General features: G+C 67.3%; 11 protein-coding genes and 1 pseudogene. 7 read left to right on the plus strand and 5 right to left on the minus strand.

Annotated elements, in window-relative coordinates; translation table 11 throughout:
- Nucleotides 1–390 precede the first annotated feature (390 nt).
- A pseudogene (locus G6N09_RS19980) lies at nucleotides 391–654 on the plus strand (hemophore-related protein); the annotation flags it as partial.
- 19 nt (nucleotides 655–673) lie between these two features.
- Here G6N09_RS19980 and G6N09_RS09440 read toward each other — a convergent pair.
- Nucleotides 674–1,891 (minus strand): lysylphosphatidylglycerol synthase transmembrane domain-containing protein, encoded by a 1,218-nt coding sequence (locus tag G6N09_RS09440; protein ID WP_234807037.1) that lies wholly within the window; start codon nucleotides 1,889–1,891, stop codon nucleotides 674–676.
- A gap of 78 nt (nucleotides 1,892–1,969) precedes the next feature.
- Here G6N09_RS09440 and G6N09_RS09445 point away from each other — a divergent pair, with 78 nt between their 5' ends.
- Nucleotides 1,970–3,118: an AI-2E family transporter gene (locus G6N09_RS09445; RefSeq protein WP_083026409.1), complete on the plus strand. Its 1,149-nt coding sequence runs from the start codon at nucleotides 1,970–1,972 to the stop codon at nucleotides 3,116–3,118.
- Here G6N09_RS09445 and G6N09_RS09450 read toward each other — a convergent pair.
- From G6N09_RS09450 to trmB, 3 genes are all read right to left on the minus strand, one after another.
- A complete protein-coding gene (locus G6N09_RS09450) occupies nucleotides 3,078–5,975 on the minus strand; it encodes a trehalose monomycolate exporter MmpL3 (protein ID WP_083026411.1) in 2,898 nt (965 codons plus the stop codon). The two genes, G6N09_RS09445 and G6N09_RS09450, sit on opposite strands and share 41 nt — an antisense overlap.
- A 74-nt stretch (nucleotides 5,976–6,049) precedes the next feature.
- On the minus strand, nucleotides 6,050–6,745 hold the full coding sequence (locus G6N09_RS09455; RefSeq protein ID WP_109558943.1) for an NYN domain-containing protein: 696 nt from the start codon (nucleotides 6,743–6,745) through the stop codon (nucleotides 6,050–6,052).
- Entirely contained in the window at nucleotides 6,745–7,515 is a 771-nt protein-coding gene (gene trmB, locus G6N09_RS09460; protein ID WP_083026544.1) for a tRNA (guanosine(46)-N7)-methyltransferase TrmB, read from the minus strand. Before trmB ends, G6N09_RS09455 begins: the two co-directional genes overlap by 1 nt.
- A 119-nt stretch (nucleotides 7,516–7,634) precedes the next feature.
- On the opposite strand from trmB, the gene G6N09_RS09465 reads away from it, so the two are divergent.
- From G6N09_RS09465 to fadD4, 4 genes are all read left to right on the plus strand, one after another.
- The gene (locus tag G6N09_RS09465) at nucleotides 7,635–8,603 is read left to right on the plus strand and encodes a hypothetical protein (RefSeq protein ID WP_083026414.1); all 969 of its coding nucleotides are present in this window, start codon (nucleotides 7,635–7,637) and stop codon (nucleotides 8,601–8,603) included.
- Nucleotides 8,600–10,093: a hypothetical protein gene (locus tag G6N09_RS09470; RefSeq protein ID WP_083026546.1), complete on the plus strand. Its 1,494-nt coding sequence runs from the start codon at nucleotides 8,600–8,602 to the stop codon at nucleotides 10,091–10,093. Before G6N09_RS09465 ends, G6N09_RS09470 begins: the two co-directional genes overlap by 4 nt.
- A gap of 131 nt (nucleotides 10,094–10,224) precedes the next feature.
- The gene (locus G6N09_RS09475) at nucleotides 10,225–12,045 is read left to right on the plus strand and encodes a phosphoenolpyruvate carboxykinase (GTP) (protein ID WP_083026417.1); all 1,821 of its coding nucleotides are present in this window, start codon (nucleotides 10,225–10,227) and stop codon (nucleotides 12,043–12,045) included.
- Nucleotides 12,046–12,166: 121 nt separating this feature from the next.
- Nucleotides 12,167–13,684 carry a fatty-acid--CoA ligase FadD4 gene (gene fadD4, locus G6N09_RS09480; RefSeq protein WP_083026418.1) on the plus strand — a complete coding sequence of 506 codons (1,518 nt, stop codon included), beginning with the start codon at nucleotides 12,167–12,169 and terminating at the stop codon, nucleotides 13,682–13,684.
- A 10-nt stretch (nucleotides 13,685–13,694) separates the two neighbouring features.
- On the opposite strand, the gene G6N09_RS09485 is transcribed toward fadD4, so the two are convergent.
- Nucleotides 13,695–14,846 carry an acyl-CoA dehydrogenase family protein gene (locus G6N09_RS09485; protein ID WP_109558944.1) on the minus strand — a complete coding sequence of 384 codons (1,152 nt, stop codon included), beginning with the start codon at nucleotides 14,844–14,846 and terminating at the stop codon, nucleotides 13,695–13,697.
- Between the two features lie 27 nt (nucleotides 14,847–14,873).
- On the opposite strand from G6N09_RS09485, the gene G6N09_RS09490 reads away from it, so the two are divergent.
- On the plus strand, nucleotides 14,874–15,851 hold the full coding sequence (locus G6N09_RS09490) for a MaoC family dehydratase (protein ID WP_083026551.1): 978 nt from the start codon (nucleotides 14,874–14,876) through the stop codon (nucleotides 15,849–15,851).
- Nucleotides 15,852–15,858: the final 7 nt, after the last annotated feature.

The following is a 15,858-nucleotide window of genomic DNA, read 5'->3' on the forward strand; positions in this document are numbered from 1 at the left end:
CCGCGTGCTGCGAGCCTACCGCAGCAGCGCCTCGTGCCGACCTTTTCTCTCGCCTCTGAGCTGCTCCGATGCCATCTGGGAACCGCACTGTGACCAGGCTGACCTGCGCTCCGGTGGCGGCCTTAGGTGGTTACTGTCAGGATGGGGAAAAGGCCGTCTTTCGATCTGCCGTTGCTGCCGGGGGGCATCGCATCAGCACACCAGACCAACTCTGTGATCGCCTGCCCGCACCGTGGCGGGGCGCCGTAGGGACTGATCGGAAATCTCGTCTGTCGTCAGGAGAAACTCGTGAACATCACTCGTGCCACAGTGCGCCGCAGCCTCTCGGGCGCGGGCGTCCTCGCGTCCCTGCCGGTGTTGTTGGGTGGGGCCGCTGCCGCTGCCGCTGCCGTGCTGGCGGCACCTTCGGCGCCGTCGGCGACCGCGGCCAAAGACCCCTGCGTGGCCAGTGAGATAGCGCGGACCGTGGGCAAAGCCGTCACCTCGACCGGTGACTACCTGGACTCGCACCCGGACACCAATCAGGTGATGACCGGCGCGCTCCAGCAACAACCCGGCCCCCAGACGCTGGCAAACCTGAAGGCGCACTTCGAGGCCAACCCGAAGGTCCAGGACGACCTGGCCAAGATCATCGCGCCGGTCCAGGAGGTCAGCGACCAGTGCAAGCTGGCGGTCAGCGTGCCGCAGGTGCTCGGACTGTTGCAGGCCGCACAGGCGCAGGGCGGCTTGCCGGGCGGCGTCGGCGGCCCGGTGAACGGCCTACCGGTGAGTGGACCGCCGGCCGGGGCGGTGACCCAACCGGTTGCGATTCGCTGAGGGTTGCGGGGCGCAGCTCCGTGTCATGGTCGGCTGCATTGTCGGAGCGGAAGACCGCGAAGAACACCACCCAGCCGACGGCTGAGATCAGCAGCCAGCTGATCAGCCGGTAGACCAGGACCGCCGAGATGGCGTCGGGAAGGCTCAATCCACTGGAGACCAGGCCGGGGACCAACACGGCTTCCACGACCAGCAGGCCCCCGGGAATCAGGGGGATCGTCGCTGCCGCGCGTGCGGCGGCGTAGGCCACCGTCAGGCCTGCGATCGACGCCCGCCCCCCGGCGGCGTAGGCCGCGCACGCCAGGCAAGCGACGTCGGCGACCCAGTTGAACAAGGACCAGCCGAAAGCCGTCGACGCGTCGCGGCGGCCCAGGCTCACCGACTCCAGTTGGCCCAGCATCCTGCGTAAGGTCGCAAGCCCGTTATCAGCGGGCCGGGAGCGCGCGGAGTTCACCCAGGACAGCACGCGCGCGCCGATGCCGTCGATCAATTCCGGTCGCGACGCGGCCGCCTGTGCCAGCAGCAGCAGCGCGACGAATCCACCGAGGGTGAACAACAGTGAGAACGGGTTGCTGCGGGCGCCGAGCAGGATCGCGCCGCCCAGGCCCAGCACCGCCAGCCCCACCGCCTGTAGCACGCCCGACATCACCAATTGCCACGACGCCACCACCGGGGATGCGCCCCAGCGGCGTTGCTGTCGGTACAAGAACGTCGCCGAGAGGACCGGGCCGCCGGGCAGCGTGGTGCTCAGCGAGTTTGCTGCGTAGAAGGCGGCTTCGGACTTCCGCTGCGTCACGTGGACCCCGGCCGAGCTCAGCAGGGTCCGCTGAATCTGCGCGAAACTGTGCATGGATGCGGCTGCGGCCACGACCGCCCCCACCAGCCAGCGGCCGTCGGCACGGCACAGACTGCACCAGGCAGCACAGACCTGGTCCCACACCAGTGCGATCTCGGCGGTGAGCACCACCGCGACCAGGCCGACGAGCAGCGAGCGTAGCCAGCGGTACCTGCCGCCGCCGTGTTGCTCGACTGCGTCGTGCGTGACGCAATCGGGAGAACTGGCGGCGAGGGACACGAATTTAGAGGTTAGCTGCGCCACAGCGATATTCGGCTACGTGATGTGCACCTGCTGCGGCATCGTTACGCTACCGGAATGTCAGCCAGCGCAGACGAATCCGTCCATCCCACGGTACGTAAGGCAGCGGCCTGGGCTTGGCGCCTGCTGGTGTTGTTCGGCGCGGTACTGGTGGTGCTGTTGGTGATGCGGCGACTTGAAGTGATCGTCGTCCCGGTGGCGATCGCGATGATGATGTCGGCGCTGCTGCTGCCTGGTGTGGACTGGCTGTCTCGGCACGGTGTGCACCGGGGTTTGGCGGTGTTCCTGCTGCTGCTCGGCGGCTTAGCGGTGCTCGCTGGCTTGCTGAGCTTCGTGATCGACCAGTTCATTGACGGGGTGCCGGAACTGGTCGAGCAGGTCACTCAGGTGATCAACTCGACGCAGCACTGGTTGGTCGAAGGGCCGCTGCACTTGAGCAGTGAGCAGATCGATAGTGCCGGCGATACCGTGGTCGTCGGCCTGCGTAACAACCAGGCCAAGCTGACCAGCGGGGCATTGTCGACCGCCGAGACCATCACCAAGATCTTCACCGGCGCCTTCGTGGTGTTGTTCGCGCTGATCTTCTTCCTCTACGGCGGCCGCGATATCTGGCGGTTCACGGTGAAGTTCTTCCCGAGCAACGTCCGTGCGACCGTGCATGCTGCGGGCGTCGCCGGATTCGAATCACTGATCGGCTATGTCCGGGCCACGTTCCTGGTGGCCCTGGTTGATGCCCTCGGAATCGGCATCGGGTTGGCGGTGATGGCGGTGCCGTTGGCGCTCCCGCTGGCCTCGCTGGTGTTCCTGGGAGCCTTCATTCCGCTGGTCGGTGCGGTGCTTACGGGCCTGTTGGCGGTGCTGGTCGCACTGATCGCCAAGGGGTGGATTTACGGGTTGGTCACCCTGGGGCTGATCATCGCCGTCAACCAGTTGGAAGCCCATGTGCTGCAGCCACTGGTCATGGGGCGTGCCGTCTCGATCCACCCGCTCGCGGTGGTGTTGGGGATCTCCACCGGCGTAATCCTCGCGGGCATCGTGGGCGCCCTACTTGCGGTCCCGCTGATCGCCTTCATTGACCGGGCGGTGCGGGTGCTGGTCGACGCCTCGGATTCGGGTCCGTCTGAAGTCAGCGATGACGATCCGACGGACCCGGAATCCGACGACGTCAGTAGCGGCCCTCCCGGCGCAGCAGCTCAGCAGCGCTAAGGCCGCCCGCGGAACCGCGCCGCTGCGGGCTCTGCGGCTTGCCTTCGGCGTCCTCACCGGGCTGCTCTGCCGCGGTGAACTTCTCGGTGGCAGGGTTGTCGGGATCAGCGGCCGAGCCCGGGGCCGGGATCGCCGTGGTAGGGGCGTTCTCGGTTCCCGCCGGGGGTTTGGGCAGCGAGCGGGTCCGCTCGTCGGAGGCCTCCGGGTCGCTGTCTCCCGGTCGGCCGCGCCGGGGCTGCGCCGTGTCGCGACCGCCACGCAGCTCGCCCAACCACGACTCGATCTCGCGGTCCTTCTCGCCGGCGCCGGCCGGCTCGCTGCCGGGCGCCGTCACTCGCTCGGTGGCCGGTTCGGCCGACGAGAATCGGGTGGTGGGCGGCTCGGCCGGTCCGGTGTTGATCCGGTTGGTCCGGGCATTGGACGGATTGCCACTGACCGGACGAGTCGGAAGCTGCTCGGTGACACGCGGCCGGGCCGGGGCCGCGCGGCCCGGGGCGGGGTGCGTGGGATCGTGCGCCGGGCGTGGAGCGGCTGCACCCACCAGGGCCGGCGCCACCGTCCCGGCGGCGGGGCGGCGGGTCACCCGACGCCGCTCGTCGGGCAACCGGATCTCGCCGAGCCCGATCCGGTTCTGCAGACGCTTCATCCAGCGCGGCGCCCACCAGCAGTCGTCGCCGAGGAGCTTCATCACCGCCGGCACCAGGAACATCCGGACCACGGTGGCGTCCAGCAGCAACGCCGCCATCAGGCCGAATGCCAGGTACTTCATCATCACCAGGTCGGAGAACACGAACGACGCGGCGACCACGGCCAGAATCAGGGCGGCCGCAGTGATCAGGCGACCGGTGGTGGCGGTGCCGATCCGGATCGCCTCGGTAGTCGACATCCCGGATTCTCGGGCCTCCACCATGCGGGAGACCAGGAACACCTCGTAGTCGGTGGCCAGTCCCCAGCCGACGGCAACCACCAGGGCGATCACCACCACCATCAGTGGTGTCGGAGTGAAGTTCAGCAGGCCGGCGCCATGCCCGTCCACGAACATCCAGGTCAAAATGCCCATCGTCGAACCCAGCGTCAGAGCGCTCATCACCGCCGCCTTCAACGGCAGTACCAGTGACCCGAATGCCAGGAACATCAGCAGTGTCGTGGTGATCAGCAAGATCACCAGCATCAGCGGTCCCTGGCTGACCAGGGCATGGATGCTGTCCTGTTCCAGCGCTGGTGTCCCGCCGACCAGCACCTCCAGCCCCTTGGGTGTGCTCATGGCGCGCAGCGCCTTGATCTTCTGGGCGGCGTCGTTGCGGTTGATCAGACCGTTCTCGATCACCTTGACCGACTCATCCTTGGAGGCGCCGGGCAGATAGGGCCGTTGCTTCCACATCTCGGTGGGGTCGTCGTCGGGCACTACGAATCCGCTGATCGCCATGGCGCGGTTGCGGACATCGGCGACCTGCTGGTCGGTGACCGGCTTGTTGGTGGTGCTCTTGATCACCAGGGTCAGCTTCTCGGTGCGGAAGCCGGGGAAGATGTCGTCGAAGTGTTCCTGGGCCACCCGGGCGGTGTTGTCCGGCGGCAGGTATTTCTCGCTCATCCCGCCGAAGGTCAGCTTGCCCAGCGGGATGATCAGCAAGACCATCGCGATCACGATCGGGATCGCGAACGCCAACGGCCGCTGCATCACGAAGTTGACCAGCTTGCCCCAGAACCCGGCCTCGACCTCTTCGCGGGTCTTGGTCTTCTGGGTCTTCTCGGCGAGCCAGCCGATGACGCGATTGTGGAGATCCCAGTCCCGCAGGATCGGAACCCGGTAGAGGGTGCGCACTCCAAGCGCGTCGACGTTCTTGCCCAGCACACCCAGGATGGCCGGGAGCAGGGTGATCGACAGCAGTGCGGCCAAGCCCACAGAGGAGAAGATCGCGTAGGTGATCGCCTTGACGAATCCCTGCGGCAGCACCAGCAGGCTGGCTCCCGAGACGATGATCAGCACCGCCGAGAACACCACCGTGCGTCCGGCCGTCATCACCGACCGGCGGACCGCCGCTTCGGTGTCATACCCCTCGGCGATCTCCTCACGGAATCGGCTCACCACGAACAGCCCGTAGTCGATCGCAATACCCAGACCGATCAGCGAGACCACCGGCTGAGCGAAGAAGTTGATCGGCCCGAACGTGGCGGCGAAGCGCAGGATGCCGGTGGCACCGGCGATGCTCAGGCCCCCGACGATGACCGGCAGGCTGGCCGCGACCACCCCGCCGAAGACGAAGAACAGCACCACCGCGACCAGCGGAAGCGCCAGCACCTCCATGCGCTGCTGGTCGGTGGCGATGGTGCCGGTCAACTCACTGGCGATCGGCTGCAGACCGCCCAGTTCCACCTTGCCGCCGTCGAGCTTCTGCAGGTCGGATTCGACCGCCTGGTAATTCTTCAAGATTGTGTCGTCGTCGTCGCCCCGGATTTGGATCGAGGCGAACGCGTGCTTCTTCTCCGGATCGGCCATGTTGGCCAGCGCCTCGGGATTGGTGAAGTAGCCGACCCAGCTCATGATCTGATCCGGGTGGGCGTCTTTGACCTTGTTGAGCCCGCTCTTGATTCCGTCGGACCACTCCTGGTCGTCAACCGTCTCGCCCTTGGGGGCGGTGAAGACCGCCACCACATGGCTGGTGCGGTCGCGGCCATAGACTTCGTCGCCGACGATCGACGCCTGCACCGACTGGCTGCCCTCGTCGTAGAACCCGCTCTGAGTGACGTGGTCACCCAGGCTCATCCCATAGACCCCGCCACCCAGGCAGAGCGCCACCATCACGCCGATTACGATGAATCGGTAGCGGTATACAGTTCGACCCCACCAGGCGAACACCTATACGCTCCTTACTAACGTCTGTGGAGATATCTTCTGGACTCGCGCGCCCCTAACCTCGGGCTCTCCAGTTGTCACTCACGCGAGTTCAGTAGGGAGCTCAGCGGCCGGAACGGCTGGAGCCATGCTCCCTGTTCCGGCAGCGAATCCAGGCTGATTCGCGGCAGCCGCTCCCGGAACACACCAGGAATGTCTTCCAGGTCGACGAACTCCAAGGTATCCGAGGCTAGCGCCCAGCTCGCATGTTCGCGAAATCCGAGCACTTGAACAGCTAAGCCGGCGTCGCACAGCGCTTCCAGCGGTTCCCGGAACGCCTGACCGTCGGCGGAGGCCACCGCCACCGCCACCAGTCCCTGCTCTTTGCGCAACGCGATGTGTTCGAGCATGTCCGAATCGACATCGCTGTCCTCATCGATCTTCGGCTTGGCAAAGACCGCGAAACCCACGTTACGCAACGCTTCGACCCAGGGCCGAACCACGTCAGCGCTGCCCGGTGCGATATTGGTGAAGACGGTGGCTTCGGGCTCGACCCGAAGCCCGGGGTGAGCGGCCGCGACCTCGGCGGTGCGGTTGAGCAGCCACCGGCCCAAGGCATCGAAGCGGGGGCGTTCCACGCCGGTCGGGCGGCGGCCCAGGATCGCACCCAGGCCCATGTCCAGGTTCGGAGCGTCCCACACCAACAACACCCGCTGAGCGGGCGTCGCATCGGTGGCGGGGCCGATTCCGCCGGCGTCAGCGCCCGGGCCGGGTTTCAGATCGGCGCCGTTCATCAGACCCGCACCCAGACGAACTCGTTGATCGCGCTGCCAGCGTTGCGGCCCTTGGCTTCGTACTTGGTGGTGGGCCGGGCGATCGAGATCGGCAGGCCAGCGCCCAGCGAAGGGTCGGTAGGGTCCGACACCCGGCGCAGCGCCGGCTCGCCGTCCCCGGACTCGGCAATCTGCACGGCGTAGTCCGCATGGTCGGTCGCGGCGTGCAGCACCCCGCCCGGTCGTAGCCGGTCGGCTATCAGTGCCATGGTGGCCGGCTGCAGCAGCCGCCGCTTGTGGTGTCGCGCCTTGGGCCACGGGTCGGGGAAGAAGACCCGCACCCCGGTCAGGGATGCCGGGGCGATCAGGTATTCCAGCACGTCGAGGCCGTCGCCGCGCAGCAGCCGGATATTGCTCAGCTGCTCGCGGTCGATCGCACACAGCAGCTGGGCCAGTCCGCGCTCGTAGACCTCGACGGCCATGACGTCCAGGTTCGGCTCGGCCAGGGCCATCGCGACGGTCGAGGTCCCGGCGCCGCAGCCGATCTCGAGCACCAGGGGAACGTCGCGGCCGAACCAGCGCTGCGGATCCAGCGGTTGGGGGCGGTCGGGTCCATCCGGCGGCGCCACGTCGGCGCCCAGGCCCGGCCACAGGCGCTCCCAGGTCTGGCGCTGGCCGGCCGACAGTGCGGAGTGCCGGTAACGGACGCTGAAGTTGCGAAATCGGCGTGGAGCCGGGGTGTCGACGCCAGGGACGTCTGATGCCGTTTCGACGTCGCGCGGCGCATGCATGCAGTCCATGGTGGCCCATGGACTCACGTGTACCCACTTTGCGGTCCACATTGATACCCAACAGTTGCCTAGCGGGGGGCCTCAGCGGTGACTCGCGCCATGGCGATCCAGCTGACACCATGACCGCGAGGGTCGATTGGGCGGGAGGCAGCGTCGTGACACACGGGCACCAGCTCTTCGCCGACGAGCTGACGGTGCTCGCCACGCAGAACGCCGATCCGCGACTGTCGCGGATCGCCGCAGCCATCACCGCGCCGCTGCAGGTCGCGGTGACCGGCAGGCGCGGTGTCGGCCGGCGCACCGTGGTCGCGGCGCTGGCCGCCGCCGGGATACCCAGCGGGAGCGGTGCCCACAGTGCCGACCTGTGGGTTCATGTGGTTGCCGAAGTGCGCAAGCCGGAGGATGACGCCGCAGTGCGCGCCGCCGGGCGTCGCCCGGTACTGGTGGTGCTGAACAAGACGGACCTGCTGGGCCGCGACGGGGCCGCGTCGTCGCGGGCGTCGGGTGAACCGATGTCGGCGCTGTTCGCGGTTGCCGGACTCGGCGGCGGATTCGACGATCGGCTGTGGGAGGCGCTGAGGTGCCTCGCCGCGCGGCCCGCGGACCTGAGCTCGGCCGAGCGCTTGGTCAACTGTGTGCATCCGGTTCCGCAGCAGATCAGGCAGCGGCTGTGCGACACCGTCGATGTGTCGGGGATCGCGGCACTGCTCGACCTGGCCCGAAGCGAGGGGACTCTGGAGCAGGGGCGTGCCCGATTGGTGGCGCTCAGCGGCGTCGATGGCGTTCTCGCCCGGCTGGAGGTGCTGGGCGCCGCGGTCTATCACCGGCGGATGACCCAAGCACTGCTCCGGTTGGAGGCGATGGCGGTCGCGGACCCGCGGATCGACGAGTTCTTGGTGCGTGACGCGACGGTCGCCGCCCGGCTTGGCGCCGCGGCGGCCGTCATGGACCTGCCCGACGAACCCCTGCTCGGGCGGGCCCGCCGCTGGCACGCCCATTCCGGCGCGCCGGTAGGGCCGGCCGCGCGGGCCTGCGCCGCCGACATCGCCCGGGGATCGTTGCGGGCGTGGGCGGCGACGCGGTCATGACCACCGTCGATGCAGCAGCGGCCAACTCGGACCCGACTGCCCAGGTGGATGCCCTGGTGGCTGAGGTCGTCCCCGGCGTGCGGGCGCCGACGGTGCGCCGCTGCGACGTGGTGGTGGTGACCGGCCCTTGGCTGGCTGGGGTCAGCTCGATGGTGAGCGTCCTGACCGAGCGTCTGCCGCGCCGCCTGGTGATGGAGGCCGCCGAGTTGACGCCCGGGGAGGTGCCGTTGGCGGTGGTGTTCGTGGTCTCAGCGGCAGCAGCGCTGACGGAGTCAGATTGTGCGCTGCTCGATGCGGTGGCTGCTCACACCGATGTGGTGATCGGAGTGGTCTCCAAGATCGACGCGCACCGGCATTGGCGCCAGATGCAGGCAGTGGCGCGCCAGACGCTCGCCGAGTACGCGCCGCGTTACCGAGGCGTGCCGTGGGTGGGTGCGGCCGCAGCGCCGCAACGGGGCGTTCCCCACGTCGACGACGTGGTCGGCGAACTGGTCGATCAGCTCGAAGGCGGTGACTCGGACCGCCGCAACCGACTGCGCTCCTGGGAGTTTCAGCTGCGTACCGATGCCGATCGCGTCGACCACGATGCTCGCGCACACGGCCGGCGGACCAGGGTGATGCAGCTGCAGGAGCAGCGCGACGAGGTGGTCCGGCAGCGGCGGATGTCGAAGTCAGAGCGGGCGATCGCATTGCGCAGTCGTATCGCGCAGGCCAGGGTGCAGCTGTCCCATTTCGCCCGTAAGCGCTGCTCCTCGGTGCGCAGCGAGCTGGCCGAAGATGCGGCGGGCATGTCGCGGCGACGGTTCGCCGAATTCGAGACCTATGTTCACGACCGGCTGGGCGCGGTGGTGGCAGAGGTGGATCAGGGGGTCACCGACCATCTCGCCGACGTGGCCCAGGAGCTGGGGCTGTCCATCGATCCGGGGGCGGGGCAGGCTGCTCCGTCGCCGCAGCTCGACATCGGCCGGCCGCCGCTGGCGTCTCGCCGGCTGGAGACGCAGTTGATGGCGGTGCTGGGGGTCGGATTCGGTCTGGGTGTGGCGCTGACACTGAGCCGCATTTTCGCCCACCTGGCGCCGGAGCTGGCGGCTATCGGTGTGGCCGGCTGTGCAGGTGTCGGAGTGGCGGCCACGGTGTGGGTGGTGCGTATCAGGGGGTTGTTGCGCGACCGCGTGGTGCTCGATCGGTGGGTGGGGGAGGCCACCAACGGTGTGCGCTTGGTGGCGCAGGAACGTGTTGGCCTGAGGGTGGTGGCGGCGGAGTCGGCGCTCACCGCCGAGCTCGCGGGCCGCAATGAGACCGAGGCTGCCCGCGCGGCCAGCCGAGTTGCCGCCTTGGACCGGGAACTGCATGAGCATGCCGCCGCGACGGCCCGCGCTGTGGCGGTGCGTGAGCGGCAGCTGCCCGGACTACGGCTGGCCTTGGCGAAGGTGCGCGCTGAGCTGGGTGAATCAGACCCGGTCGGCGCCGCGGTGGCAGCCGACGAGTAGCATGCGTTGCGATTGTTTCGATCCGTTTAGCTATTCACGGTAATCTCTTATTTAATGACGGTATAAGAGGTGACAGCGGCGCGCAGCTGCGACAACGCCACCGAGTGACACAGGTTACACAGGAGAGCTCAATGACCTCAGCGACCATTCCCGGTCTGGACACCGCCCCGACGAAGCATGGCGAGTTGTTGGCCTGGGTGCGGGAAGTCGCGGAGCTCACGCAGCCAGACCGGGTGGAGTGGTCGGACGGTTCCGAGGAGGAGTGGAACCGACTGATGGCCCTGCTGGTGGAGTCCGGCGCGGCGGTCAAGCTCGACGAGAAGAAGAAGCCGAACTCCTACCTGGCACTGTCCGACCCGGCCGATGTCGCGCGGGTCGAGTCACGCACCTTCATCTGTAGCCGCACCAAGGAAGGCGCTGGCCCCACCAACAACTGGATGGACCCGGACGAGATGCGGGCCACCATGACGGAGCTGTACCGCGGTTGCATGCGCGGTCGCACCATGTACGTCATCCCGTTCTGCATGGGCCCGCTCGGCGCCGAGGACCCGAAGTTGGGCGTCGAGATCACCGACTCGCCCTACGTCGTCGCCTCGATGAAGGTGATGACCCGGATGGGCACGGCGGCCCTGGAGAAGATCGGCACCGACGGTGCCTACGTCAAGGGCCTGCACTCGGTCGGCGCTCCGCTGGCCGACGGCGAGAAAGACGTGCCGTGGCCGTGCAACTCCGAGAAGTACATCACCCACTTCCCGGAGACTCGCGAGATCTGGAGCTACGGTTCGGGTTACGGCGGAAACGCCCTGCTGGGCAAGAAGTGCTACGCACTGCGCATCGCGTCGGCGATGGCCCACGACGAGGGCTGGCTGGCCGAGCACATGCTGATCCTCAAGCTGATCTCGCCGGAGAACAAGGCCTACTACGTGGCCGCCGCGTTCCCGTCGGCCTGCGGCAAGACCAACCTGGCGATGATCCAGCCGACCATCCCGGGCTGGCGGGCCGAGACCCTCGGTGACGACATCGCGTGGATGCGGTTCGGCAAGGACGGCCGGCTCTACGCGGTGAACCCGGAGGCGGGATTCTTCGGTGTGGCGCCAGGTACCAGCCGCAGCTCCAACCCGAACGCGATGATCACGCTCGAGCGCGGGAACACCGTCTACACCAACGTCGGCCACACCGATGACAACGACATCTGGTGGGAGGGCATTGACGGGGAGACCCCGGCGCACCTCACCGACTGGAAGGGCAAGGACTGGACGCCCGAGTCGGACACTCCTGCCGCGCACCCGAACTCGCGCTACTGCACCCCGATGTCGCAGTGCCCGATCCTGGCTCCGGAGTGGGACGACCCGCAGGGCGTGCCGATCTCGGCGATTCTGTTCGGTGCCCGTCGCAAGACCACGGTGCCGCTGGTGAGCCAGGCGCGCGACTGGCAGCACGGTGTCTTCATCGGCGCCACCATGGGCAGTGAGCAGACCGCCGCGGCCGAGGGCACCGTCGGCAAGGTGCGCCGCGACCCGATGGCGATGCTGCCGTTCATCGGCTACAACGCCGGGGACTACATGCAGCACTGGATCGACACCGGCAAGCACTCCGACGAGTCGAAGTTGCCGAAGGTGTTCTTCGTCAACTGGTTCCGTCGTGGCGAGGGCGGCCGCTTCCTGTGGCCGGGCTTCGGCGAGAACAGCCGGGTGCTGAAGTGGATCGTCGAGCGGGTCGAAGGCAATGCCGGCGGCCAGGAGACCCCGATCGGTACGGTGCCCACCGCTGCCGACCTGGACCTGGACGGGCTGGACGTCACCGCCGCCGACGTGGACCAGGCGCTGATCGTTGACGCCGACGAGTGGCGCGCGGAGCTGCCGCTGATCGAGGAGTGGTTCGAGTTCATCGGCGACAAGCTGCCGACCGGCCTGCGCGACGAGTTCGACGCTCTGAAGCAGCGACTGGGTTAGTACCAGCACGCGACATCGCCAAAGCCCTCGGAAGCCGGCCTTCCGGGGGCTTTCGCGTCGGCCCCGGGCGTCAACGCCACCACTTGACACCCGTCAATTACGGCGTGGGTACAGTCAGCGCATGCAGATTCGCGAGCACCTCGATGCCGACAATCCAGCTGTCATCCTGCACCCGTCGGGCACCGTCGTCACCTTCGGTGAGCTGGAAGCCCGGGCAAACCGGCTGGCGCACTACTTCCGAAATGCCGGGCTGGTGGAGGGTGACGTCGTCGCGATCCTCATGGAGAACAACGAGCACTTCCACGTGGCGATGTGGGCGGCGCGGCGCAGCGGGCTGTACTACGTGCCGATCAACACCCATCTGACCGCCGCCGAGATCGGCTACATCATCGACAACAGCAACGCCAAGGCGATCATCGGCTCGGCGGCGCTGCGCGACGTCTGCGCTGATCTGGCTGAGTTGGAGGCGGCCGACCGCGCTGAGCTGCGAATCATCGCCGATGACGACCTGGTCGGCTGGCAGCGCTACCCGGAATGCGTCGCCGATCAACCCGATACGCCCATCGATGACGAAATCGAGGGTGACCTGCTGCAGTACTCGTCGGGTACCACCGGGCGCCCCAAGGGCATCAAACGTCCGTTGCCACATCTGCCGCCGGCCGAGGTGCCGGGCCTGATGGCGATGCTGGTCTCGGTGTGGATGGGGCCCGGAGCCATCTACTTGAGTCCCGCACCGCTGTATCACACCGCACCGTCGGTGTGGTCGATGCAGGTGCAGGCGGCCGGCTTGACCACGGTGGTCATGGAGAAGTTCGACGCGGAGTCTGCGCTCGACGCCATCCGGCGTTATGGCGTCACCCATGGGCAGTTCGTGCCGGCGCACTTCACTCGGATGCTGAAACTTCCTTCCGCAGTGCGTGATTCCTACGACGTCTCAAGCCTCAAGCGAGTGATGCACGCCGCTGCGCCGTGTCCGGTGGAGATCAAGCAGCAGATGATCGACTGGTGGGGTCCGATCGTCGACGAGTACTACGCCTCCTCGGAAGCGCACGGCTCCACGCTCATCAGTGCCGACGAGTGGCTCAAGCATCCCGGCTCGGTGGGCAAGGCCATGCTCGGAGCGGTCCACATCCTCGATGAGGACGGCAACGAGCTGCCCGCAGGTCAGCCCGGTGAGATCTACTTCGAGGGCGGCAACGCCTTCGAATACCTCAACGATCCGGACAAGACCGCGAAATCGCGTCACGCACAAGGCTGGACGACCGTCGGCGACGTCGGATATCTGGACGACGAGGGCTACCTGTACCTCACCGACCGGCGGCACCACATGATCATCTCCGGCGGGGTGAACATCTACCCGCAGGAAGCCGAAAACCTGTTGATCACCCACCCGCAGGTGTTGGACGCGGCCGTGTTCGGCATTCCCGACGACGAGATGGGCCAGAGCGTGAAGGCCGCGGTACAGACCGTCGACCCAGCAGACGCCACGCCCGAATTCGCGGCAGAACTGCTGGCATGGGTGCGGGATCGCTTGGCGCACTACAAATGCCCGCGCTCGATCGCTTTCGAGGAGCAGTTGCCGCGTACCGACACCGGCAAGCTCTACAAGAACGAGCTGATCGCCAAGTACTCGGCGTAGCGCCGCGAGGTCAGATCCCGCCGCGCGCCACCAGTTGCGCCGCGATCACATTGCGCTGGATCTCGTTGGTGCCCTCGCCGACGATCATCAGAGGCGCGTCGCGGAAGTAGCGTTCGACGTCGTACTCGGTGGAGTAGCCGTACCCGCCGTGGATGCGCACCGCGTTGAGTGCGATCTCCATGGCGGCTTCTGAGGCGAAGAGTTTGGCCATGCCGGCCTCCATGTCGCATCGTTGCCCGCTGTCGTAGCGTTCGGCTGCGTAGCGGGTCAGCTGGCGGGCTGCGGTCAGCCGAGTGGCCATCTCAGCGAGGTAGTTGCCCACACTCTGGTGCTTCCAGATCGGCTGGCCGAAGCTCTCCCGCTGCTGGGCGTAGGCCAGCGCGTCTTCCAGGGCGGCCGTCGCCACGCCCAGCGCCCGCGCCGCCACCTGAATACGTCCGGTCTCCAGGCCCTTCATCATCTGGGCGAAACCGTCGCCGGGGCTACCCCCGAGCACCGCCGACGCCGGCACGTGGCACCCGTCGAAGCTCAGCTCGCAACTCTCCACTCCTTTGTAGCCCAGCTTCGGCAGATCCCGGGAGATCCTCAGCCCGGCACAGGGGTTGTCCACCAGCAGCACCGAGATGCCACGGTGTCGCGGGGTGGCCTTCGGATCGGTCTTGGCCAGCAGCGCAATAAGTCCGGAGTTGCGGGCGTTGGAGATCCAGGTCTTGGCGCCATTGATCACCAGGGTGTCGGGAGAGGTGGCAGGCGCGGCGAACGTCGTCATGTTCTGCAGGTCGCTGCCGCCGCTCGGCTCGGTCAGGGCCATGGTGGCGCGCAGGGCTCCGGTGGCCATGGCCGGCAGATAACGCTGCTTCTGCTCCGGGGTGCCGAACAGGGTCAGCAGCTTGGCGACGACGGTGTGCCCGCCCATCGCCCCGGCCAGGCTCATCCAGCCGCGTGCCAGTTCCTGCGTGACCAGCACGTAGCACGGCATCGAAACCGGCGTGCCGCCGTATTCCTCGGGAACGGCCAGACCGTAGATGCCGAGGTGCTTCATCTGGTCGATCCAGGCCTGCGGGTAGGTGTTGGCGTGCTCGACTTCGCGGACCGTCGGCTTCACCTCACGGTCGATGAACTGGCGCACGGTTTCGACCAAGATCGATTCTTCGCGGTTCACCAGTTCACCGTATGCCAGGATTTTCCCATGACCGACGGCCCCTACTTCGATGACCTCCGGGTCGGTCAGGTGTTCGACGCCGCTCCGGCGATGACCCTGACGGACGGTGCGGCTGCACTGCACCAGGCGATCCTCGGAGACCGATTGCGCCTGCCGCTGGACGCTGAATTGTCCCGAGCGGTGATCGGCTCGACGACACCACTGGCACATCCAGGGCTGGTCTGCGATGTCGCGATCGGACAGTCCACCTGTGTCACACGCCGCGTGAAGGCCAATCTCTTCTACCGCGGGCTGGCCTTCTTTCGATACCCGGTGATCGGCGACACCCTGTTCACACGTACGGAAGTCGTTGGACTGAAGCAGAACTCAGTGAAGCCCGGGCGTGACTCCACCGGGCTGGTAGCGCTGCGAGTGACCACCCTCGACCAGGTAGATCGGCCGGTGCTCGACTTCTATCGCTGCGCGATGCTGCCGCTGAGTCCAGAGGGTTCAGACCGTGACGCCACCGGCCACCGCGACGACCTTTCCGCGATCGGTGCCGGGCTCGCCACACCGCCGGACGTGACCGCAGGCTGGGCCGCCGCGGAGTTTCGCCGCCGCGTGCCGGGGCCGCACTTCGACGCGGGCCTGGCCGGCGCCGTCCTGACGAGCACCGGCGATGTGGTGTCCTGCGCCCCCGAGCTTGCTCGATTGACGCTCAACATCGCAGCCACGCATCATGACTCGCGGGTCGCTGGGACACGGCTGGTCTACGGCGGGCACACCATCGGCCTGGCGCTGGCGCAGGCATCCCGGCTGTTGCCGAATCTTGCGACGGTATTGAGCTGGCAGTCCTGCGATCACACCGCTCCGGTCCACGAAGGGGACACGCTCTACAGCGAGCTGCGGGTGGAATCCGCCCACGACAACGTGCTCGAACTGCGGTCGCTGGTCTACGCCGTGGCAACCGCTGGTGAGCCGGATCGCCAGGTTTTGGACTGGCGCTTCACCGCGCTGCAGTTCTGAGCATCCG

The sequence above is a fragment of the Mycolicibacter minnesotensis genome (assembly GCF_010731755.1).
GTDB classification, from domain to species: Bacteria; Actinomycetota; Actinomycetes; order Mycobacteriales; family Mycobacteriaceae; genus Mycobacterium; species Mycobacterium minnesotense.

What these genes read in the sequence shown, in the direction of transcription:
- G6N09_RS09470 (WP_083026546.1), top strand. Translation starts at nt 8,600, where the DNA reads ATGACCACCGTCGATGCAGCAGCGGCCAACTCGGACCCGACTGCCCAG.
- fadD4 (WP_083026418.1), top strand. Translation starts at nt 12,167, where the DNA reads ATGCAGATTCGCGAGCACCTCGATGCCGACAATCCAGCTGTCATCCTG.
- G6N09_RS09455 (WP_109558943.1), bottom strand. Translation starts at nt 6,745, where the DNA reads ATGAACGGCGCCGATCTGAAACCCGGCCCGGGCGCTGACGCCGGCGGA.
- G6N09_RS09445 (WP_083026409.1), top strand. Translation starts at nt 1,970, where the DNA reads ATGTCAGCCAGCGCAGACGAATCCGTCCATCCCACGGTACGTAAGGCA.
- G6N09_RS09465 (WP_083026414.1), top strand. Translation starts at nt 7,635, where the DNA reads ATGACCGCGAGGGTCGATTGGGCGGGAGGCAGCGTCGTGACACACGGG.
- G6N09_RS09490 (WP_083026551.1), top strand. Translation starts at nt 14,874, where the DNA reads ATGACCGACGGCCCCTACTTCGATGACCTCCGGGTCGGTCAGGTGTTC.
- G6N09_RS09475 (WP_083026417.1), top strand. Translation starts at nt 10,225, where the DNA reads ATGACCTCAGCGACCATTCCCGGTCTGGACACCGCCCCGACGAAGCAT.
- trmB (WP_083026544.1), bottom strand. Translation starts at nt 7,515, where the DNA reads ATGCATGCGCCGCGCGACGTCGAAACGGCATCAGACGTCCCTGGCGTC.